Origin of the sequence: Micromonospora sp. NPDC018662 (assembly GCF_044391475.1) — a bacterium.
Taxonomy (GTDB): Bacteria; Actinomycetota; Actinomycetes; order Mycobacteriales; family Micromonosporaceae; genus Micromonospora.
In genome coordinates, this window is record NZ_JBISAC010000015.1 from 130786 (window position 1) to 152138 (window position 21353).

At 72.2% G+C, this 21353-nt stretch carries 17 protein-coding genes and 1 pseudogene; 11 read left to right on the forward strand and 7 right to left on the reverse strand.

Annotation, left to right across the window (positions count from 1 at the left end; translation table 11 throughout):
* The first annotated feature begins 50 nt into the window (after window positions 1-50).
* From ACH495_RS29700 to ACH495_RS29710, 3 genes are read left to right on the forward strand one after another with little or no spacing between them, the layout of a single operon-like run.
* A complete protein-coding gene (locus ACH495_RS29700; protein WP_396861010.1) occupies window positions 51-845 on the forward strand; it encodes an ABC transporter ATP-binding protein in 795 nt (264 codons plus the stop codon).
* Window positions 842-1603 carry an ABC transporter permease gene (locus tag ACH495_RS29705; RefSeq protein WP_396861011.1) on the forward strand — a complete coding sequence of 254 codons (762 nt, stop codon included), beginning with the start codon at window positions 842-844 and terminating at the stop codon, window positions 1601-1603. The genes ACH495_RS29700 and ACH495_RS29705 overlap by 4 nt, the downstream gene beginning before the upstream one ends.
* Window positions 1604-1649: 46 nt before the next feature.
* The gene (locus ACH495_RS29710) at window positions 1650-2429 is read left to right on the forward strand and encodes a MerR family transcriptional regulator (RefSeq protein WP_396861012.1); all 780 of its coding nucleotides are present in this window, start codon (window positions 1650-1652) and stop codon (window positions 2427-2429) included.
* Between the two features lie 499 nt (window positions 2430-2928).
* Here ACH495_RS29710 and ACH495_RS29715 read toward each other — a convergent pair whose 3' ends face one another.
* The 5 genes from ACH495_RS29715 to ACH495_RS29735 all read right to left on the reverse strand — a co-directional run bounded on the left by ACH495_RS29715 (window position 2929) and on the right by ACH495_RS29735 (window position 7135).
* Window positions 2929-3678 carry an ABC transporter permease gene (locus tag ACH495_RS29715; protein WP_396861013.1) on the reverse strand — a complete coding sequence of 250 codons (750 nt, stop codon included), beginning with the start codon at window positions 3676-3678 and terminating at the stop codon, window positions 2929-2931.
* Window positions 3679-3711: 33 nt separating this feature from the next.
* Entirely contained in the window at window positions 3712-4398 is a 687-nt protein-coding gene (locus ACH495_RS29720; RefSeq protein WP_396861014.1) for a DedA family protein, read from the reverse strand.
* Between the two features lie 37 nt (window positions 4399-4435).
* A complete protein-coding gene (locus ACH495_RS29725) occupies window positions 4436-4975 on the reverse strand; it encodes a phosphatase PAP2 family protein (RefSeq protein ID WP_396861015.1) in 540 nt (179 codons plus the stop codon).
* A gap of 94 nt (window positions 4976-5069) precedes the next feature.
* Window positions 5070-6455: a sensor histidine kinase gene (locus ACH495_RS29730; RefSeq protein ID WP_396861016.1), complete on the reverse strand. Its 1386-nt coding sequence runs from the start codon at window positions 6453-6455 to the stop codon at window positions 5070-5072.
* A gap of 2 nt (window positions 6456-6457) precedes the next feature.
* Window positions 6458-7135 carry a response regulator transcription factor gene (locus ACH495_RS29735; RefSeq protein ID WP_396861017.1) on the reverse strand — a complete coding sequence of 226 codons (678 nt, stop codon included), beginning with the start codon at window positions 7133-7135 and terminating at the stop codon, window positions 6458-6460.
* A gap of 251 nt (window positions 7136-7386) precedes the next feature.
* Between ACH495_RS29735 and ACH495_RS29740 the strand changes: the two genes are divergently transcribed.
* The 6 genes and pseudogenes from ACH495_RS29740 to ACH495_RS29765 all read left to right on the forward strand — a co-directional run.
* Entirely contained in the window at window positions 7387-7680 is a 294-nt protein-coding gene (locus ACH495_RS29740; protein ID WP_396861018.1) for a ferrous iron transport protein A, read from the forward strand.
* Window positions 7677-9629: a ferrous iron transporter B gene (locus tag ACH495_RS29745; RefSeq protein ID WP_396861019.1), complete on the forward strand. Its 1953-nt coding sequence runs from the start codon at window positions 7677-7679 to the stop codon at window positions 9627-9629. Before ACH495_RS29740 ends, ACH495_RS29745 begins: the two co-directional genes overlap by 4 nt.
* A 4-nt stretch (window positions 9630-9633) precedes the next feature.
* A complete protein-coding gene (locus ACH495_RS29750) occupies window positions 9634-10170 on the forward strand; it encodes a NifU family protein (RefSeq protein ID WP_396861020.1) in 537 nt (178 codons plus the stop codon).
* A gap of 154 nt (window positions 10171-10324) precedes the next feature.
* On the forward strand, window positions 10325-10477 hold the full coding sequence (locus tag ACH495_RS29755) for a hypothetical protein (protein ID WP_396861021.1): 153 nt from the start codon (window positions 10325-10327) through the stop codon (window positions 10475-10477).
* A 729-nt stretch (window positions 10478-11206) separates the two neighbouring features.
* The gene (locus tag ACH495_RS29760; RefSeq protein WP_396861022.1) at window positions 11207-12139 is read left to right on the forward strand and encodes a CPBP family intramembrane glutamic endopeptidase; all 933 of its coding nucleotides are present in this window, start codon (window positions 11207-11209) and stop codon (window positions 12137-12139) included.
* 234 nt (window positions 12140-12373) lie between these two features.
* A pseudogene (locus tag ACH495_RS29765) lies at window positions 12374-14194 on the forward strand (AMP-dependent synthetase/ligase); the annotation flags it as partial.
* A gap of 105 nt (window positions 14195-14299) precedes the next feature.
* On the opposite strand, the gene ACH495_RS29770 reads toward ACH495_RS29765, so the two are convergent.
* Window positions 14300-16639 carry a lysylphosphatidylglycerol synthase domain-containing protein gene (locus ACH495_RS29770; protein WP_396861023.1) on the reverse strand — a complete coding sequence of 780 codons (2340 nt, stop codon included), beginning with the start codon at window positions 16637-16639 and terminating at the stop codon, window positions 14300-14302.
* A 122-nt stretch (window positions 16640-16761) separates the two neighbouring features.
* On the opposite strand from ACH495_RS29770, the gene ACH495_RS29775 reads away from it, so the two are divergent.
* Window positions 16762-17421, forward strand: a complete 660-nt coding sequence (locus ACH495_RS29775; RefSeq protein ID WP_396861024.1) for a DedA family protein — start codon at window positions 16762-16764, stop codon at window positions 17419-17421.
* Window positions 17422-17459: 38 nt separating this feature from the next.
* Complete coding sequence (mgtA, locus tag ACH495_RS29780) at window positions 17460-20018, forward strand: magnesium-translocating P-type ATPase (protein WP_396861025.1); 2559 nt, start codon at window positions 17460-17462, stop codon at window positions 20016-20018.
* 480 nt (window positions 20019-20498) lie between these two features.
* Here the strand turns inward: mgtA and ACH495_RS29785 are convergent.
* Window positions 20499-21353 (reverse strand): LysR substrate-binding domain-containing protein (locus ACH495_RS29785; protein WP_396861026.1); only part of this gene is annotated, 855 nt, incomplete at its 5' end.

Sequence of the window (21353 nt, forward strand, 5' to 3'; positions counted from 1 at the left end):
GTCCGGCGGGCTTGACCCTGACGCTGCGTCAACCCTCCATGCTGACGGCCATGAGCATTCCGGCAACACCTGCGGCCCACGAGCCGGCCATCCACGTACGGGGCCTGGAGAAGTCGTTCAAGACGCTCAGGGTGCTGCGTGGCGTGGACCTCGACGTGACCCGGGGCAGCATCTTCGCCCTGCTCGGCTCCAACGGGGCCGGCAAGACCACGATGGTCAAGATCCTGGCCACGCTGCTGCGGGCCGACACCGGGACCGCCCGGGTCAACGGCCTCGACGTCGCGACCCAGCCGGCCGAGGTACGCGCCGCCATCAGCCTCACCGGGCAGTTCGCCGCGGTCGACGAGATCCTCACCGGGCGGGAGAACCTCGTCCTGGTCGCCCGGCTGCGGCACCTGAAGCACCCGGGCGTGATCGCGGACGACCTGCTGCGGCGTTTCTCGCTCACCGAGGCGGGCAGCCGCCGGGTGGCGACCTACTCCGGTGGTATGCGCCGCCGTCTCGACATCGCGATGAGTCTCATCGGCGACCCGCCGGTGATCTTCCTCGACGAGCCGACGACCGGCCTCGACCCGGAGGGCCGCATCGAGGTGTGGCGGGCCGTGAAGGAACTCGCCGCCGGGGGCACGACCGTGTTGCTCACCACCCAGTACCTCGACGAGGCGGAGCAGCTCGCCGACCGCATCGCCGTGCTGCACGAGGGCCGCATCATCGTCGACGGCACCCTCGCCGAGCTCCGGCAACTCCTCCCACCCACCACCGTCGAGTACGTCGAGAAGCAGCCCACCCTCGAAGACGTCTTCCTCAGCGTCGTCGGCGCCCGATCGGAGCAGGAACAGCGATGAACAAGCACTTTCTCGGCGACACCGCCGCCCTCCTGGGCCGTTCGCTGCGGCACATCGCCCGCAGCCCGGACACCATCATCACCACCGCGATCATGCCGATCGCCTTCATGCTGCTCTTCGTCTACGTCTTCGGCGGCGCGATCGAGACCGGCACCGACTCGTACGTCAACTACCTGCTGCCCGGCATCCTGATCATCACCATCGCCTCCGGCATCTCCTACACCGCCTACCGGCTCTTCCTGGACATCCAGGGCGGCATCTTCGAACGGTTCCAGTCCATGCCCATCGCCCGCTCCGCCGTGCTCTGGGCGCACGTCCTGACCTCGCTGGTCGCCAATCTGATCTCGCTCGTGGTCGTCGTCGGCGTCGCCCTGGCCATGGGCTTCCGCACCGGGACGAGCGTGCTGGGGTGGCTGGCCGTCGCCGGCATCCTGGTCCTGTTCACCCTGGCGCTGACCTGGCTCGCCGTGATCCCCGGTCTCACCGCGAAGTCCGTGGACGGCGCGAGCGCCTTCTCCTACCCGCTCATCTTCCTGCCGTTCGTCAGCTCCGCGTTCGTACCCACCGAGTCCATGCCCGGCCCGGTGCGGGCCTTCGCCGAGCACCAGCCGGTGACCGCCATCGTCAACGGCATCCGAGCCCTGTTCACCCAGCAACCGGTCGGCGCTGACATCTGGACCGCCCTCGCCTGGTGCCTCGGCATTCTCGTCGCCGCCTACCTGTTCGCCGGCATGACCTACCGCCGCACAATCTCCTGACCGGGGAGCCGACCGGGCCGAGGCGAGGAAGGGCAGGATCCACCACATGCTGACGATCGGTCAACTGGCGGCGTACGCCGGTGTCACCGTGCGGGCGGTGCGGCACTACCACCAGGTCGGCCTGCTGCCCGAGCCGGACCGGGACGCCTCCGGCTACCGGCGGTACGGCGCCACGGCGGTGGTGTCCCTCATCAAGATCCGTACCCTCGCCAACGCCGGCGTGCCGCTGTCCGAGATCGGTCGGCTGCTCGAAGCCGACGGTCCGACCTTCGTCGACGCGATCGGGAGGATCGAGCGTCGCCTGCGCGACGAGGTCGAGCGGCTCGAAACCAGTCGCAAACAGATCGCGCAGCTCGCCGTCGGGGATCGTCTGCTGCTTCCGGCCGAGGTGACCCACTACCTCGATCGGCTCCGCGAGATCGGGGTGTCGCGGCGGATACTGGAGGGAGAGCGGGACGGGTGGATCCTGATCGCGGCCCGCTGGCCCGACCGGGTCCGCGAATGGATGCCCGCCAAGCTCGCGGAACTCGACGACCCACAGGTCGTCCGGCTCTACCGGCTCCTCTCGGCCATCTTCGACGGCGACGCGGACGACTGTTCGCGGTTGCCGGAGGTCGCCGACATCATGGTCGGCCTGGCGGAGCAGGCGGAGGCCGCCGGCCGGTTGGAGTTCGGCGAGGTGGGGGACGACAACCTCCTGTTCGACCTGGTGGACTTACTTGCCGTCGAGTCCGACCCGCGGGCCCGGCGGCTGCACCAACTGATGCGTGAGCGTGGCTGGAACGGCTGGAATCGAATGGAACGGCTGACGGCCTCGTACGACTGACCCTCTCGCGTGTCCTTCCACCTCTCGGTGCCGCCTCCCATGTCGACAGTGGGCTCAGGTGTCCCCGCCGGGACGCACGGGAGGCCGACCCGATCTCCCGGCGGGTCGGGCCGGCGCGCCTGCGACCGCCGCCGCGTCCGCCCCGGCGGCGGGGCGCGTCCGTGTCGTGACACGCCCGGACGCCCGCAGTTCCGGCGGCGTGGGGGCAGTCAGGTCGAGAGTCCGCAGGCCGTGTCTGCCCACGCCTGGACGGCAGGGCTGGCCGCCCACTGCACGCCGCGCCACAGGGCATCGAGCCAAAAGAATGGATCGGGTGTGGCTGGATCCTCCAGAACCTCGCACACCGGGTTCCGCTCGACTACCCTGCGCAAATTCGCGGTGATCGTCACCGATGTCCAGGAGAAGGCCGCCAAGAACGACCTGGTGGGCGGAATGGTCCGGGCGAAGGATCCCCGGCCGGGGAGTGGTGAGCGGACGCGAGGCCGCTGATTTGACCGGCTCAGGGCGATCGTGGGAGTAGGCGTCCTCGGGCCATCAGTTCGATGGTGAGGACGATGGCGGTGGCTTCGACGGCGAGGAGGCCGACGAGGACGAACAGTTGGGTGATGCCCGCGGTCAGGGGACTCGCGCCGCCGAGGAGGACGCCGACGAAGGCGCCGGGGAGGGTGACGAGGCCGACGGTGCGGGTCTGGTCGAGGGCGGGGATGAGTGCCTGGCTCGCGGCGGGGCGGCAGACGAGCAGCCGGGCGTCGCGGGGAAGCAGGCCCAACGCGAGCGCGGCTTCCACCTCGCCGCCCCGGGCGCGAAGATCGTCGTTGAAGCGCCGCCCGGCGAGGCTGGTGGCGGTCATGGCGCCACCGGTCAGGATGCCGGCGATCGGGATGATCGCGATGCCGCGCAGGGGCACCAGCCCGGCGAGCAGGAGGGCGGCGACGACGGTCAGGCTGGCGGTGGCGATCGGGACCCCCGCCCACCAGCCGTACGAGCCGCCGGTGATGCGCCGGCCGGAGGTGCCGGCGGCGACAGCGCACATGAGCAGGACGAAGGTCGTGGTTGCCCACAGCGAGCCGACGATCGCGGTGATCACCAGCGACACGGCGGCCAGTTGCAGCGCGGCGCGCACGGCGGCGACGGCGATCTGCCGGCCGTGCCCGAGCCGCCCGATGGTGGCGATGGCGGCTGCGGCGGCGGTCATCAGCGCCAGCGCGACGGCGAGTTTCGGCCCGAGCACCAGCATCGTCGAGGTCATCCGGTCAGTGTTGCCTCAGCGCCGACGGGTCGTTCAGTCGGTGCGGGTGGCGTTTCCGGCCACCGTGGCCTCGGTGGCCGAGGTTGCCGAGCGGCGGCGGGAGCGCAGGAGCTGGACGCCGATGGGCAGGACGGAGATGAGCACGATGGCGATGAGGATGAACTCGATGTTCGACTTGACGAAGCTGATCTGCCCGAGGAAGTAGCCGAGCACGGTGACGCCGGTGCCCCAGAGAACACCGCCGAGGACGTTGTAGGTGACGAAGGTGCGGTAGTGCATCCGGCTGACTCCGGCGACTACGGGGGTGAAGGTCCGCACGATCGGCACGAAGCGGGCCAGCACGATCGAGCGGGCGCCGTAGCGGGCGAAGAAGGCGTTGGCCCGCTGCACGTTCTCCTGCTTGAACAGCCGGGAGTTGGGGCGGCGGAACAGGCTCGGGCCGACGCGCTTGCCGAACAGGTAGCCGACCTGGTCACCGATGATGGCGGCGACCGCCGCGAGCATGCAGACGAGCCAGAGCGGCTGGTGCAGGTAGCGGCCGCCCGCGACGAGGAGCCCGGCGGTGAACAGCAGCGAGTCGCCGGGGAGGAAGAGCCCGATGAGCAGCCCGGATTCGGCGAAGATGATCACCATGATCCCGATCAGCCCGAAGGTGGAGATCAGCCATTCCGGGTCGAGGAAGCTGGGGCCCACGGCGAGGAGCGCTTGAGGCGTGGACATGGCAAGGACCTCCGGAACCAGGGGGTGGGGGTGGTGCTCAGGCGGTGGTGTCGAGGCGGCGGCTGGTCAAACGGTGGTAGGCGCGGCCCCCGAGGCTGACGGTGGTGACGGCCGCGGCGGCGATGAGCGCGCCGGCGAGGATGTCCCCGGGGTAGTGCACGCCGGTCCAGACACGGGCGAAGCCGATGAGGGTGGCGAGCACGCTCAGCGCTACCCCCCATCGGCGGGACAGAAACGCCCCGACGGCGAACGCCACCGCGAACGCCGCGGTGGCGTGGTCGCTGGGCAGCGACGGTCCGGCGGCGTGCGGGATCAGTTGGTGCACGGGGTGGGTCTGGAAGGGCCGCACCTCGGTGCTGAGCGCGGCGACGGCCTGCCCGACGGCGAAGGCCAGCCCGAGGGACGCCACGACGCGCCCCAGGGCGGCGCGCCGGTGCCGCACGTGAGCCAGGATGGGTATGGCCGCGGTGGCGGCGAGGGCCCAGATCAGCCATACCGCCGACCATTCGAAGACGTCGTCGACGGGGTCGTTGTGGCCGGCTGCGGCGTTGACGATCTGGAACAGGTGATAGTTCATCGCTCCCCCGTTGGTGGCTCCGGCCCGGGCAGGCGCCTCTCGTCCAGGGTGCCGCCGGTCACCTGAGAGGAGCCTGAACCGGCCGGCGCCGGCTTCAGTGATGGTCGGAGTCGACGTCGCGGGGCAGCAGGATCCGGACGGTCATGCCCGGCCCGGGCACCGCCTGCACGTGTCCGCCGTGGGACGCGACGACCTCGCGGGTGATGGCGAGGCCCAGGCCGCTGCCGCCTTCCGGGCGGGTGCGGCTGTCGTCGAGACGGACGAACCGGTCGAAGATGCGCTCCCGGTCGGCGTCGGGGACACCGGGTCCGTCGTCGGTGACCTCCACGCACCCCCACCCGTCGCGCATCGACACGCGCAGGGTCACCTGGGTACGGGCGTGACGGGCGGCGTTGTCGGCGAGGTTCCGCAGCGCGCGGCCGAGGTCGTGGGCGTCCCCGGCCACCCGTACCGGAGTGAGGTGAGCCCGGACGGTCAGGTCCGGGCGGTGCGCGGCGAGCCGGTCTCGCTCGGTGTAGGCCAGATCGTCGAGGTCGACGTCGTCCCGGCGGCGGGTGGCGCCGCGTTCGTCGATGCGCGCGAGCAGCAGCAGGTCCGCGACGAGATCGCCGAGCCGGCTGGTCTCCCGGCGCAGCAGCGCGACCAGGTCGTGGTGGCCGTCGGGCGAGGGTGCCACGGCCAGGCGGTCGAGACCGGCGCGCAGGGTGGCCAGCGGGCTGCGCAGTTCGTGGCTGGCGTCGGCGACGAACCGGCGCTGGCTCGCCGCAGCGGTCTCCAGCCGCTCCAGCATGCCGTTCATCGTCTCGGCGAGCGCCGCGACCTCATCTCGGGCGGTCGGCACGGGCACGCGGGCGTGCAGGTCCCGGGCGGTGATGCCGGCGACCCGGCGGCGGATCGCCTCGACCGGGCGCAGGGACCGTCCGACGAACCAGAACACCGCCGCGCCGACCACCAGCAGCATGGGCGCCAGCCCGGCGGCCAGGATCGCCGCGACCGCCTCGGTGCTCTCGTTGACCGGCCGCAGCGACTGCGCGACCAGCACCGTGCGTACGCCGGAGTCGGTGGCCACCCCAACGGCTGCGATCCGGAAGGGGTCCTCGTCGGCGAACGGCAGCAGCCGCTGCTCGCGCAGCAGTTGACCGGGCCGGGGCCGCAACGGGGACAGCGGCGCGGCGTCGCCGAGCGCGGCCGAGGCCGCCTCGACCCGCCCGGACGGGTCGAGGACCTGCACCAACGTCTGCTCTCCCGGGCTGGGCCTCAGCGTCTGGGCGAGTGCGTCCTGATCGCCGGCGGCCACCGCCGAGACCACCTCGGCGGCCCGTTGCCGCGCGGCGGCATCCACGTTGTCGGCCAGATCCGCGCGGGCGAGGTAGACGAACGCCGCCGCGCCGACAGCGAAGGCCGCCCCCACGACCGTGGCGGCGGCCAGCGCCGAACGCAGCCGTACGCCCAGATGCCGGCGGATCCACCCGATGGCCACGCTCAGCCGCCGTCGGCTGCCAGGCGGTAGCCCATGCCCCGCTCGGTCTGGATGGCCCGGCGCCCGAACGGCTGGTCGATCTTGCGGCGGAGGTAGCCGACGTACACCTCGACGATGTTGGGGTCGCCGTCGAAGTGGGCGTCCCAGACGTTGTCGATGATCTGCCGTTTGGACACCACGTCACCACGGTGACGCATCAGGAACTCCAGCAGCGCGAACTCCCGCGCGGTGACCCGGACGGCCTGGCCGGCCCGACTGACCTGCCGTCGCGCCGGATCCACGCTCAGGTCCCCGGCGGTCAGCACGACCGGCCGGGCGGGCGCGCCCCGGCGCACCAGGGCCCGCAGCCGAGCCACCAGCACCACGAACGAGAACGGCTTGACCAGGTAGTCGTCGGCCCCGAGGTCGAAGGCATCCGCCTGGTCGTACTCGCCGTCCTTCGCGGTCAACATCAACACCGGCGTCCACACGCCCTGTGACCTCAGTCGCCGGCACACCTCGTACCCGTTGAGACCGGGCAGCATGATGTCCAGCACGATCACGTCGTACGGGTTCTCGGTGGCCGCCCACAGTCCGTCGGTCCCCGTGTGGTGCACATCCACGGCGAAACCCTCGTCCGTCAGGCCGGCGCGCAGCACCTGCGCCAGGGCGGTCTCGTCCTCGACGACCAGCACCCGCACCCCTGCCCACCCCCTTCCGGAACATCGGCGCCCGCACCCTGCATCACCGCAGGACACCCCGATCATCGCGCGGACGCGTGAACCAGGACACCGGAGTGCCGTCTCACGGCCACCGCGACGGATCCGACCGGCCCAAGGCGGACCAGCACGGCCGCAACCAGCACAACCGCACGGTACGCGGCAGTGGTCGGACGGCCGGAGTTCGTCACACGCCCTGGCAGGTGAGGCGAGCCTTACCTTATGGTGAGCGGGTGCTGCTGAGACGTCCTGCTGTCGCACGAACCGGCCCCGCGTTGTGTGCCGTCGAGCCGGGTCGGCTCGCAGACCTGCCCCCGGGCAGCCGCGCCACGATCGTGGGACTGGCCGACGGCGCACCCCCTGCGACGGCCCGCCGGCTCGCGGACCTCGGATTCACCGCCGGGACGCCGGTGCAGGTCGTCCGGCGCGCGCCCCTGCGGGATCCGGTGGTGTACCGGGTCAAGGACTACGACCTGTGCCTGCGCCGTGCGCAGGCCGCGCACGTGCTGATCCGGGACGCGCGGTGAGGGACGCGGGATGCCACGCTGAGGCAGGAGGTGGCGCCGTTGACACGGCATTGCCGCGCTTGGCCCTGGCGGGCAGCCCGAACGCCGGAAAGACGAGCATCTTCAACGCGCTGACCGGTCTGCACGCCAAGACGGGCAACTACCCCGGTGTGACGGTGTCCCGATTCGTCGGCACCATGCAGGCGGGTGACCGGCGGTACCTGATCGAGGACCTGCCGGGCACCTACAGCCTCGACCCGATCAGCCCCGACGAGCAGATCATGGTCGACGTGCTCGACGGCCGCCTCGACGGCGAGGCACCACCGGACGCGCTGCTCGTCGTGGTGGACGCCACGACGCTGCGCCGCTCGCTGCGGTTCGTCGCCCAGGTACTACGCCGCCGCCTGCCCACCTGCCTGGTGGTGACGTTCACCGACGAGATGACCGTACGGCAGGGCCACCTTGACCTGCCGGCGTTGCAGCAGGCACTGGGCGTGCCGGTGGTGCGGGTCCTCGGCAACCGCGGGCAGGGCATCGACCAGCTCCGCGACCAGATCCAGCGGTGGCCGACGTGGTCGACACCGGCCCTGCCGCCACCGGACGACCCGGCCGAGGCGGATGCCTGGGCGGAGTCGGTGCTGAGCTTCGCCGGCTACCGCGCACCGGGTCGGCACCGCGTCACCCAGCGCGTCGACGCGGTGTTGCTGCACCCGCTGTGGGGCACCATCGTGTTCCTCGCCGTGATGGTGATCTTCTTCCAGACCGTGTTCACCCTGGCCGCACCCCTGCAGGGCTACGTGGAGACGTTCTTCGGGTGGCTGTCCGGGCTGGTGGCCACCCACGTCGGCAACCCGTGGCTGGCCGGACTGCTCGGCGACGCGGTCATCGGCGGCATCGGCGCGGTGCTCGTCTTCGTGCCGCAGATCATGCTGCTGTTCCTGCTGATCTCCCTGCTCGAGGGCGTCGGTTACATGTCGCGCGCCGCGTTCCTGATGGACCGGGTGATGGCCCGCGCCGGCCTGGAAGGCCGCGCGTTCGTGGCCCTGCTGTCGTCCTTCGCCTGCGCGATCCCGGGCATCATGGCCACCCGCACCCTGCCGTCGGCCAAGGACCGGCTGGCCACCATGATGGCGGCGCCGCTGATGACCTGCTCGGCCCGGCTGCCGGTGTACGTGCTGCTGATCGGCCTGCTCGTGGACCCGACCGCCCGGTGTGGGCCGTTCGGGGCACAGGGCCTGGTCATGTTCGGCATGTACCTGCTCGGCGCGGTCTCGGCCATGACCGCGGCCTGGGTGTTCAAGAAACTCGGCGACCGCACCGGCCCGCTCCTGCCGTTCTACATGGAGATGCCCCCCTACCGGATCCCCTCGCCCCGCTCGGTGCTGATCGCGGTCGGCGACTCGGCCAAGTCGTTCCTGCGCAAGTGCACCACCATCATCGCGGTCACCACCGTCAGCCTGTGGCTGCTGCTGAACCTGCCCCTGCACTCGACCGCCGACCTGCGCGCCCACGGCGTCGACCCGGGCAACCAGACCACGGTCTCGGCCTACGTCGCCGACCACAGCTACGCCGCCGCCCTGGGCCACCTCGTCGCGCCGGTCTTCGACCCGCTCGGCTTCGACTGGCGGATCAACATCGGCGTGCTGTCGGCACAGTCGGCACGGGAGACGTTCGTCGCCACCCTCGGCCAGGTCGCCGCCGCGGAAAACCCCGATGAACCATCCAAGGCGCTCAAGGCGATGACCTACACCGACGGGCCGCACGCCGGGCAGCCGCTGTTCACCGCGCCGACCATCGCGGCGCTGCTGGTCTACTTCGCCTTCGCGTTGCAGTGCATGGCCACCGTCGGCATCATCCGCCGCGAGACCGGCGGCTGGAAATGGCCCCTGATCGCGTTCGGCTACCTGACCGCGCTGGCCTGGATCATGGCCTACGCGGCCAGGACCATCACCGCGCTGCTGGCGGGATGACGCCATGATCCCCATCCACCCCCAGCCCGTCGCGGGGCACCCCGAGCAACTGCGCTGGATCACCCCCGCCGGAGTGCTGCCCTTCACCGGCGTCGCCGCCACTCTGCCCGCCCCGCTCGCCGCCCTGCGTGACGACGGCACCCTCGCCCAGGTCCGCGTCGAACCCGCCGCGATCGTCACCACGCTGCACGCCGGTCGGCAGTGGTTCCGCGACGGTGCCCGGGTCCGCACGGCGCTACACGCCGCCCTCGCCGACCCGTCCGGCTGGACCCCGGCCGACGCCAACGGCGAGCCGGACGACACGCCGCTGCGGGAGGCCGCCCGGGAGTTGCTCGACGGCCCCGTCGGCGACCTCGCCCGCTCCCACGGCGGCCACATCGAACTCGTCGACGTCCGCGACGGCGCCGTCACCGTCAAGCTCGCCGGCGCCTGCCACGGCTGCCCCGCCGCCCGCACCACCCTCCGCGAAGGGCTGGAGGACCGGCTCCGCCGGCGTCACCCGCACCTGCGGGGCGTCACTGCTGACCCGACCCGCCGCTGATCCTTCACGCTGTACTACCTGTCACGCGAGCACCGGTCGACGTCGGCGTCACGCACCCGTCGACACAGGGCTGCGGTAGCCCTACCGCCCCAGGAGACGCGCCCCACGTTTCGGGGGCGAGCGCCACGGCGGGCTGCCTGTAGGCGCCGGTGCAATGCGCGTCACCGTACGCTCTCGCTTCTTCGGCAGCGTGGTGCGGGTGACGGGGGACCGGTACGCCGGGTTCTACCGCGTCCGGGAGGGGCTCGGTCGGGCGGGCGGCGCGACCACCGGGGTGGAGGTGGAGGCGTACCGGTGGGGGCCCTGACCGTCGGGGTGGCGGTGCGGACGGCGTCGATGCTGCTGCTGTTGCCGTTCATGCTGGGCAACCTCGCGGTCTGGCTGCATCACTGCCACCCTTTCCCGACCTGTCCGACGAACCCCGCGATGCGTGAGCGGCGACCAGATCGTGCCCTGCACATGACGGCGGGTCCCGGTCGCGGCCAAGGTGTTCACCGACCTGGTGACCCGCTTCTCGGACCCGGGCCGCCGGCCGCCCATCGCCGGATGGCACCGGTGCTGCCTCGTTCGGGTGCACGCGGGTGATGACGGCTTCGTTGTCGCGTGGGCGCCGATACCGTAGTGGCGGCGGGAGTGCCGGTCGTCGTGTGCGGCAGCCTGCCGTCGGGTCGCCCGAGGGGCGGGCAGCGGCTGGTCCTCGCCGCCTCGCTTCGGCGTGCCGGGAAACCTTCGATGAGCCCATCCGGGCCGTCGGTCTCGTCCTGGCAGCCGTCACGGTCGGCGGCGGGGTGTGGCTCGCCGCTTCCGCCTGCTCGACCGGAGCCGACGAGCACCGTCGACGGTGACAGCCGTGCGGCGGGCGGAGCGCAGGGCATCAGCCTCGACGCAGGCGCGCCAGCTCTCCGGGGCCGTTCGACGCGGACTCACGCTGTGATCTTCCCTTGGGATCTATCACTGGGCTGGCGGATGGTGGGGCGGTTCGACGAAAGCGACTTCTCGGCGGGCTGCGGGGTGGGCACGATGGGAATGTGCAGGGGTGAGGCCTTCCCGGGCCGATGGTGAGCTGGGGTCGCTCGCCCAGCTCGACTCCGGCCTCGGCGTGGGTTCCGCATCATTCCGGGCGGCGGCCCGGCCAAGTAGCGACAGAGCTCCCGGAGAGGGGACGATGGACGCGCCCAGGCACCGCGACTCCTCCTGCGCCCGGCGGCTGCCGGTGCGTGGGTACCTGCTTCTCGTCGTCGTCTACCTCGCGATCGGGCAGGGGCTGGGCCACGTGCTCACCCGCGGGTTGCGCCTGAGCTACCCGACGCCGCCTGACGTCGACGCGACGTGGCGGATGCTCACGGTGCCCGTCGCCGCCACGCTGCTGTTCACGGTGGCCGTGGTCACCGCCCTTCGTTGGTGGCGGCCCGTGTGGCGCGACGACCGGCCGGTGCGGTCGTGGGTGATCGTCGTGCCGATCGTGATGGTCGTGAGCATCGTCCTGGTCACCGACTACGGCGGGCTGGCGGACAGGGGTGTGGTGTTCACCCTGCTCCTGCTGCTGTCCACGGTGCTGATCGGCTTCAGCGAGGAACTGATGTTCCGAGGTGTCGGCGTGGTCACCTTCCGCGGCAACGGCTACCGCGAGGGCAGAGTCGCGCTGTGGTCGACGATCATCTTCGGCGTCGCGCACCTGGCGAACCTCTCCAGCGAAGGGCTCAAGACCCTGGTCCAGGTGATCGCCACGATCATCGCCGGCTACTTTCTCTACCTCATCCGTCGGCGCACGGGCGGGATCCTCGCCGCGGCGCTCGTGCACGGCGGCTGGGACTTCTCACTCATCTCGAACGGCGTCGCCGGAGGACAGACACGGGGCCTTCCGATCGTCGCCATCGGCACGCTGATCGTGCTGGCCGTTGTGGTGCTGGTCGGACGTAAGAGAATCACGCCGGTCGGCACCCGGAGCGCCGCCGGCGGCGGGACATGACAGCCCGGCGTCCGGTGATCGACGCCCACGTTCCCGGCGTGCGAGGCACGCCGAGCGCCGGCGCCGCGGCATTGGCGGAGAAACCAGCGATCGCGCTCTTCCTGCCTTAGCACCTGCCGACCGGCCGTGAGGGCTGTTCGGGGAAACGTCAGCCGCAGGGGCGCGGGCGTGAACACGATGGGCCTGCGAGCACAGGGCGGGAGCGTCGACGGACTCGGTAGCGGGGTGGACATCGTGCAGGACATGGCTGTCACAGTGCCCGACATCGACCCGGAAGCATCAGGTCTGGGGCAGCGGGTGTGGGACAACGCCGCGCGGGACCCGACCAAGGTGCAGTTCGTGCGCCCGGCGCCGGTGTCGAGGGCGTGGCCGGTGCGCCGGTCGGTGCGCGGCGGTGACGTGCCGGTGACCTGTGCGCAGTTCCGCGATGACGTCACGACTCTCGCGCGGGGATTTGTCGCCGCGGGGATAGGACACGGCGACCGCGTCGCGCTGATGAGCCGAACCCGCTACGAGTGGACGCTTGTCGATTACGCCCTGTGGGCGGTCGGCGCGGTGGGCGTGCCGATCTATGACACCGCCAGCGCCGAGCAGGTGGCGTGGATCCTGCGGGACTGCGGTGCGGTGGCGTGTGTGGTGGAGACGGGCGCTCATACCGCCCTGGTCGACGCGGCCAGGTGCGAGGCGCCGAGGCTGCGCGAGACGTGGCAGATGGACGCCGGCGCCCTGATCACCTTGGCCGGTCTGGGTCGTGACGTGCCTAACTCCGAGGTCGACGGGCGCCGCCGGCGGGTGTTCGCCGCGGACATGGCGACAATCGTCTACACCAGCGGCACCACCGGACGCCCGAAGGGCTGCGTACTGACCCACGGCGCCATCGCGGCCGACGTCATGAGCGCGGTGTCGGCGCTGCCGCACCTGCTGCACGAGGGCGCCTCGACGGTGCTGTTCCTGCCCTTGGCGCACGCGTTCGCCCGCCTCATCCAGGTGGGCATGGTGCAGACGAGGGCGACGACAGTGCACAGCAGCGACATCGCGGGTGTGCGCGAGCAGCTGCGCCGTTACCGGCCGACGTTCCTGCTCGCCGTGCCCCGGGTGTTGGAGAAGGTGTACGACCAGGCGCGGCGGCAGACCGACGACGCCCGCCGCGGGTGGTTGTTCAGCGCTGCCGAGCAGGTCGCGGAGCGCTACAGTCGTGCCCTCGACGACCACGGCGGGCCGGGTGTGTGGCTACGGCTGGCGCACGGCGCCTGCGACAGGGTGGCCTACCGCACGCTGCGTGAGCGCCTGGGCGGGCGATGCCGCACGGTCATCGTCGGCGGCGCGCCGATGGACGAGCGGTTGAGCCACTTCTTCCGTGGTGCCGGCGTACGCGTGCTGGAGGGCTACGGCCTGACCGAGACGTCACCGGCGTTGACCGTCAACCGACCCGACCGGCAATGTATCGGCACCGTCGGGCCGCCGCTGCCCGACGCGCGGATCCGGGTGGCCGCCGACGGCGAGATCCAGGCTCACGGCCCGATGGTGTTCGGCGGCTACTGGAACAACCCGGACGCCACCCGCAACGCGTTCACCGACGACGGTTGGCTGCGCACCGGAGACCTCGGCCACCTCGACACCGACGGGTTCCTGCACGTCACCGGCCGCAAGAAGGACCTCATCGTGACGGCGGCCGGTAAGCACGTCGCCCCCGCCCCGATCGAAGAGGCCGTCCGTGCCCATCCGCTGGTCAGCCAGTGCGTGCTCGTCGGTGATGGCCGCCCCTACGTGGCCGCGTTGGTGGCCGTCGATCGCACCGCCTGGCAGCGGTGGCGGGGCACCCACGAGGGCACCGTGGACGAACCGCGTGATGATCCGCGTCTGCGCGCCGAGGTCCAGCTCGCGGTGGACCGCGTCAACCACGGCCTGTCCCGGGCCGAGCAGGTCAAGACGTTCCGCATCCTGCCCCGCGAGCTCACCGAGGTCGACGGTGAGCTGACTCCGACGCTCAAGGTGATACGCGCCGTGGTGGCCGCGCATTTCGCCGCGGACATCGACGATCTGTACCGGGGGCACGCCGGCGCGCCCCCGGCGGACCCCGTCGCGGGACCGGCTGCCGCCGCGAATCGTCCGATGGCGCCCGATCACGAATGCCGCGGTGACCGACACCGCGCCGACAGCTCACAGCAGTCGGCGGCGGGTCAGGACCCGGAAGGCCAGGTAGCCCGGCGGTACCGGGAGCCAGAACGTCGCGAGGCGGTAGATCAGGGTGCCGGCGACGGCGGCATCCAGCGGCAGCCCGTAGAGCAGTAGGCCGGAGACGAGCGCGGCTTCGGTGGCGCCGAGCCCGCCGGGGGTGGGCGCGGCGGAGGAGACGCCCTCGCCGACGAGGCTGACCAGGATCACCGGTGGTAGGTGTGCGAGGGGGACCGGGCCGGTGGCGAGCAGCGCGAGGTAGAGACAGAGGCCGTAGGTGAGGGTGAGCGCCGTCGACGCGACGACGAGCCACCGCAGCCCGTGCTGGTGGCGCAGTTCGCGCAGCGCGGTCACGACCTGGCCGGCCGCCGCGCGTCCGCGCCGGCGGATCCGGGGTACGGCGAGCACGGCGGCGACGACGAGCAGCACGGTGAGGGCGCCCAGCAGTAGCGGCAACGCCCTGGTCGCGTCGTGGGTGAGGATGCGGGCGGGCTGTCGGGCGAACGGCAGCAGCACCGGCAGCAGCAGCACCACCGAGAACACGCCGGCGGTGCGGGAGACGGCCACGGCGGTGCCCGCGTCGGCGGCGACGAGTCCCTTCTGGTGCAGGTAGCGCAGGCTGAGGGCGGCGCCGCCGAGGCTGCCGGGAGCCAGCCGGTTGGCGAACGACGCGGCGACCTGCACCACGGTGGCCTCGCCCAGCGGCACCCGGCCGGCCGCGGCCAACCGGAGCACGAGGCCGCTGAGCAGGTAGGTCAGGGCGGAGCCGAGCAGCGTCGCGGTGACCGCGACCGGGTTGGCGTGCACGATCAGACGCGCGGCGGTGCGGATCTCGCCGAGCTGGGGAAGCAGCAGGTGCACGACCAAGCCCAGGACCAGCAGCTCCAGGATCGTGCGGCGGCTGATCCGGACCACCTTTGCCGCCGGGCGGTCCCGGTCCGGGGCGCGTCGCAGGATCTCCTGGCGTAGGCGGGTCAGCATGCCGGGACGGCCTCGCAGGGCGGCCCGGCCGGCGCGGGACAGCACCGCGGGTTGCAGGAACGGCAGGCTGGCCGCGACCGCCTCGACGCCCAGGCGGTCGGCCGCGCCGGCGACCACGCTGGCCGGGTCGACCCGGGTGGACAGGGCGACCATCAGCTCGACGACGTCGCGGGCCCGCTGCTCGGCCGAGGCGTCGTCGGCGCCGAAGCCCAGATCCACCAGGTGGGCGTGGTCCCGGCCGACGAGCACGTTCGCGGCGCGCAGGTCCCGGTGCGCGATGCCCGCCCGGTGCAGACGCGCCACCTGCTCCCAAGCGTCGCGCACGACGGCGAGCGGGACCGGGCCGACGACGGCGTGCAGCGGGGCGGCGTCGATGAAGTCCTGCACCAGCACGGCTTCGCCGCCGGGCATGGCGGCGGTCGTGACGACGGCCGGGACCCGCACGCCGCCGCGCTCGGCCAGCAGGGTCAGACACGTCTCGTGTTCGCTCTGCTGGCGGGCGCTCAGGTAGGGCGGCGCGTCGGCCACGTGCCGGTAGCGCATCCGCCGGTAGAGCTTGTAGACCCAGTCCGCGTCGCGTTGCTCGCCGCCGGTCACCTTGACGAACAGCCGCCGCCCGTCGGTGGTGACCGCCTGCCACGGCTGCGAACCACGGGCGTCGCCGTGGATCGGCGCCAACCGTGCCACCTCGAACCCGCGCCGTCGCAGCGCCTCCCGTAGCGCGGGCACCGACCGTTGCGGCCCGACCTCCCCGACCGCGAGCCGGGTCAGGCACACCGCGAGCCAGCCGACGAGGACGCCGCCGACCACGTCGACCGGCAGGTGCGCCCCGACGTGGATCCGCGCGACGGCGACCAGCCCGATCACCACCCAGGCCGCGCGGCGCCACCGGGGCCCGCCGGCCCGCGCGGCGGCGAGCGCCAGGGCGGTGGCGACCGCGACGTGCCCCGACGGGTATCCGTACCGCCCGGTGATCGTCTCTCGCAGGACCACGTCGGTGAGCAGCGCCGTCGGCCGCTGCCGGGCGACCACGGCCTTGGCGGCGACCGCGAGCCAGTACGCCAGGTTCCCGGCCAACAGGAGGCTCCACGCCGTGCCGATCCGGCGCGCGACGACGGCTGCCGCGGCGGCGACGAACACCGCCGGGTACGAGCCGACCTGCATGACCAGAACCAGGACCGGAGTCAGCCCGGTGGGAAGGTGGTTGAGAAGGGCGAACAGGTCCCCCTCCCAGGGCGGGACCCGGTGGCTGCGCACGACCGCGCTCAGCGTCGCCAGCAGGCATGCCGAGGCGCCCAGGCTGACCAGGAGGGCGGGCGACGGGCGATGTGTGCGCGCTGCCACCGTCCTCGGCCGCCCCTCAGTCGGCGCAGATGCCTGCTGTCGACCCGAACCCTACGGATCGCCGACCCACCGGCTGGTCCTGTTCGCCACTTGTCAACCCGTCGGGGGGCGACAATCGGCGGGTGGTGGACGGGGTGGTGGAGACGCTCGTCGGGCTGCCGCCGGTCCTCGTCCTGACCCTGGTGATCGTCCTGCCGGCCCTGGAGTCCTCGACGCTGCTCGGGCTTGTCGTGCCGGGTGAGACGGCGATCCTGATCGGCGGGCTGGTGGCCCACGGCGGTGCGCTGCCGCTGTGGGCGGTGGTCACCGCCGGGACCGTCGGGGCGTGCCTCGGTGACCAGGCCGGGTACGCCCTGGGCCGCCGGTACGGCCCGAGCGTGCTCGCCCGCGCCCCGCGCGTGCTGCGCCGGCGCCTCGACCTCGCGCGGGCCCGCCGCCTGGTCGCTCGCCGCGGGGCGTGGGCGGTGGTCACCGGACGGTGGGTGGCGGTGCTGCGGACCGTGGTCCCCTTGATCGCGGGCGCCGGTGGGATGCGGTGGCCGGTCTTCCTCCGCGCGAACCTGGCCGGCGGGCTGGTGTGGGCGACAGCCGTGGCGCTGCTGGGCTACCTGGCTGCGGCCTCCTACCGCTATCTGGAGCGGGAACTGGGTGTCGGGGAGTGGGCCCTGCTGGCCCTGGTCGGCGCTGTCGTGGCGCTGCGGGCGTGGCGGCGGCACGGCGCGCGCCGGCCGACCGGTGAGCGCCGCGGCCAATCGCCCGCGCGTGGTGGGGCGGATCGGTAGCGTCACTCGCGGGGTTGCCGGCGACCGCGGAGTGCGCAGTGGGGCGAGCAGGGGGTGAGCGCGCGGCCTTCTGGGCCGGCCCGCTGCCGGACGCCATGGCCGCTGTCGGGGCGTCCGCAGCCGGCCTCACCGGCGAACGCGCCGCCGACCTGCTGCGTGAGCACGGACCCAACCGGGTCGATGCGGGCGCCAGGCGGGGCTGGCGGCTCCTGCTGTCGCAGTTCACCAGCCCGATCATCCTGATCCTGATCGCCGCGACAGTGCTGTCGATGGCTGTCGGGGACCTGATCGACGGCGCGATCATCCTGGCCATCGTCGCCGCCAGCGGCGGCCTCGGCTTCTGGCAGGAACACGCCGCCGGGCGGGCCGTCGACGCGTTGCAGGCCCGGGTGCGGGTGAGCACCGAGGTGATCCGCGGCGGGCGTGAGGTGTCCGTACCGGTCGAGGACGTCGTCGTCGGTGACCTCGTGGTGCTGCGCGCCGGGGACGTCGTCCCCGCGGACTGCCGGATCGTTGAGGCCGGGCGTCTGCAGGTCGACCAGGCGGTGCTCACCGGAGAGTCGTTCCCGGTGTCGAAGTCCAGCGACCCGTCCCCGCCGGGGGCGGAGCTGACCGCACGCGCCAACGCCCTGTGGATGGGCACGCACGTGGCCAGCGGCACCGCACGCGCGGTGGTGATGCGCACCGGCCGCGACAGCACCTACGGCGCGGTGTCCCGCCGGGTCGCCGCCCGCCCGGCCAGCACCGGCTTCCAGCGCGGGCTGACCCGCTTCGGGCTGCTGCTCGTACGGATCATGGTGGTCCTGCTGGTTGGCATCCTCGTCGCCAACCTGCTGATGCACCGCCCGGTCATCGACTCCCTGCTGTTCTCCCTCGCCCTGGCCGTCGGGTTGACCCCGCAGATGCTGCCGGCGATCGTCGCGGTCAGCCTCTCCGCCGGCGCCCGCGCGATGGCCGCGCACCGGGTGATCGTCAAACGCCTCGACGTCATCGAGGACTTCGGCGCCATGACCGTGCTCCTGACCGACAAGACCGGCACCCTCACCGCCGGAACGGTCACCCTCACCGGTTGCCTCTCGGTCGACGGCGAGCCGGACGCGGAGGTGACGCGGCTCGCCCGGCTCAACGCCGGCCTCCAGCGCGGGTTCCCCAACCCCATCGACGCGGCGATCATGGCGGGGCAACCAGCGGCCGACCCGGAAGCGCGCGTCGCCGAGGCGCCCTACGACTTCACCCGGCAACGCCTGTCCCTGCTGGTGCGTGACGACGGCGGGCCGGTCCTGGTCACCAAGGGCGCCCTGCGCGCGGTGCTCGACGTCTGCACCACCGCACGCACCGCCGCCGGCACGGTGCCGCTGGACGAGGTGCGCGACCGCATCCTGCACCGGTTCACCGCGCTCAGCGACCAGGGCAACCGGGTGCTCGGCCTCGCCGTACGGCCCATGCCCGGCGCCACCGGCGTCACCGTCACCGACGAACGGGAGATGACCCTCGTCGGGCTGCTCGCCTTCCAGGACCCGGCCCGCGGCGACGCCGCCGCCGCGATCCGCCGGCTCGCCGGGCTGGGAATCACGGTCCGACTGGTCACCGGCGACAACCGGCACGCCGCCCGACACGTCGCCGCCGACGTCGGACTCGCCGGCGAACAGCTCGTCGGCGCCGACCTCGCCGCCTGCCCCGACGACCAGCTACCGGACCGGATCGCCGACGTCAGCGTGTTCGCCGAGGTGGACCCGTTGCAGAAGGAACGGATCCTGACCGCGTTACGACACCGCGGCGAGGTCGTCGGGTTTCTCGGCGACGGCATCAACGACGCCCCCGCACTGCACACCGCCGACGTCGGAATCTCCGTCGACACCGCCGTCGACGTCGCCAAACAAGCCGCGGCGATCGTGCTGCTCGACAAGAACCTCGACGTGATCGCCGACGGCGTCCAACTCGGTCGCCGCACGTTCACCAACACGCTGAAATACATCCGGGTCAACACCAGCGCGTCCTTCGGCAACGTCGTCAGCATGAGCATCGCCACCCTCCTGTTGCCCTTCCTGCCGCTGCTGCCCCGTCAGGTCCTGCTGCTCAACTTCCTCTCCGACATCCCGTACATCACCCTGTCCACCGACCACGCCGACCCGGAGCAGCTCCAGCACCCCCGCACCGTCGACGTCCGCACCATCCGCGGGTTCATGCTGGTGTACGGCTCGATCAGCATCGCCGTGGACCTCCTCGTGCTCGTCGCCCTGCGCTGGTGGTGGCACGTGCCCACCGATGTCTTCCGTGCCGCCTGGTTCGTCCAGTTCACCGCCACCGAGATCATCGTGCTGCTGGTGCTGCGCTCCAACCGGAGCTTCCTGCGCAGCCGCCCCTCCGCGGCACTGGCCGGCACCGGGCTGCTGCTCATCGCGGTCACCGTCGCGCTGCCGTTCAGTCCACTCGCCGCGCCACTCGGCCTCGCCCCGCTCCCACCGGTGGTGTTGGCGACCCTCGCCGCGCTCACGGCCGTCAACGTCGCCGCCAACGAGACCGCCAAACACCTCGTCCCGCCCGACCCGGCCGTTACCCGGCCGGTGCCCCGCCGTCATCGGGTGAGCGGTCCGTGAGGTGGACCGGGTCAGGCCGCACCACCGGATGCGTCGAGCAACTTCGTGGTCTTCTCGATCGCGATCTGACGGAGAGTCATGCTCACGTGCACATCAGCGACGACGACGGCAGGATCCTGAGCTGGGACGTGTGCGGTGACCACGCGAAGCCCCCGGTCGAAGACCGGGAACCGCGTGCGTTGACTGCCGAAGAACGCCAGCGATACGGACTGCCGTCAGCGTCGACCGACTGAGACCCGCCGGGACGCAAGCGGGTCGGCTCCAGCTTGACGGCTACGCCTTCATCCCGATACTCGATAACGGAGCGAGCCGGCCTGACAAGGGGAACGCCACGGGCTGATCGTGGCGTCGGCCGGTCAACAGGACGCCTTCGAGGTGGCAGAGCAAGGACACGTTCGGTTGCCGGCGGGCATGACCCGTTGCACGAGCCAGGTGTCCAACGGTCGGGTCAGCAGGTCTTCGCGCATGATCACGCCGAGGTCAGTCACCTGCTCTCAGCGCGCTGAGCACGGCCGTCACCTCGGGGCGTGACGCAGCCGGTCGCCGGACCGCAGTCGTGATGCGCCGGGTCAGCGGCGGGTTGAGCGGTCGGGTCACCACCCGGTACCGCGGGTCGACCGCCAGCCTCGGCAGCATGGTGATCGAGCGGCCGTTCTCCACGTGCTGGAGCGCCAGCATGTAGTTGTTGAACCGACAGATCACCACGGGCTCGAAGCCGGCCTCCCGGCACAGCCGGGTGGACAGCTCGGACATGTACGAGCCGGCGACGTCGAACGTCCAGCGCTGCTGCGCGCACGCCTCCAGGGCGACCGACTCGGCGCTGGTCAGCGGGTGCTCCGGGGGCAGCACGAGCACGACCGGGTCGGTGGCGAGCGGCACCAGGTCGATCTCCGGGGAGAGCTCGGCGCCGGCGAAGTCGGCCGTCGTGATGATCAGGTCGACGTCGCCCCGACGCAGCGCCGGCATGCTCTCGTGCGGCTCCAGCTCCAGCAACACCACGTTCACGTCCGGGTGCCGGGCCGCGAGACGGGCCAGCGCCGGTTCGGCGAGGGCTTGCACGGCACTCTGGAACGCGGCCACGGTGACCGTACCGGCCGGCTCGTCGGCGAGGCGGCGCAGCTCCGCCTCGGCCGCGTCCATGGCCGCGAGGATCTCCCGGGCCCGGCCGGCGAGCAACGTTCCGGCCGCGGTGAGCCGCACCCGCCGCCCGGTGCGTTCCAGCAGCGCGGTCCGGGTCTCTCGTTCCAGTGTGGTCAGCTGCTGCGACACCGCCGACGGGCTGAGGTTGCCGCGCTGTGCCACGGCCCGGACGGTGCCGTAGGTTGCCAGGTCGGC

Coding starts and splice junctions, on each gene's coding strand:
- ACH495_RS29700 (WP_396861010.1), top strand. CDS start 51: ATGAGCATTCCGGCAACACCTGCGGCCCACGAGCCGGCCATCCACGTA.
- ACH495_RS29705 (WP_396861011.1), top strand. CDS start 842: ATGAACAAGCACTTTCTCGGCGACACCGCCGCCCTCCTGGGCCGTTCG.
- ACH495_RS29710 (WP_396861012.1), top strand. CDS start 1,650: ATGCTGACGATCGGTCAACTGGCGGCGTACGCCGGTGTCACCGTGCGG.
- ACH495_RS29715 (WP_396861013.1), bottom strand. CDS start 3,678: ATGACCTCGACGATGCTGGTGCTCGGGCCGAAACTCGCCGTCGCGCTG.
- ACH495_RS29720 (WP_396861014.1), bottom strand. CDS start 4,398: ATGTCCACGCCTCAAGCGCTCCTCGCCGTGGGCCCCAGCTTCCTCGAC.
- ACH495_RS29725 (WP_396861015.1), bottom strand. CDS start 4,975: ATGAACTATCACCTGTTCCAGATCGTCAACGCCGCAGCCGGCCACAAC.
- ACH495_RS29750 (WP_396861020.1), top strand. CDS start 9,634: ATGATCCCCATCCACCCCCAGCCCGTCGCGGGGCACCCCGAGCAACTG.
- ACH495_RS29755 (WP_396861021.1), top strand. CDS start 10,325: ATGCGCGTCACCGTACGCTCTCGCTTCTTCGGCAGCGTGGTGCGGGTG.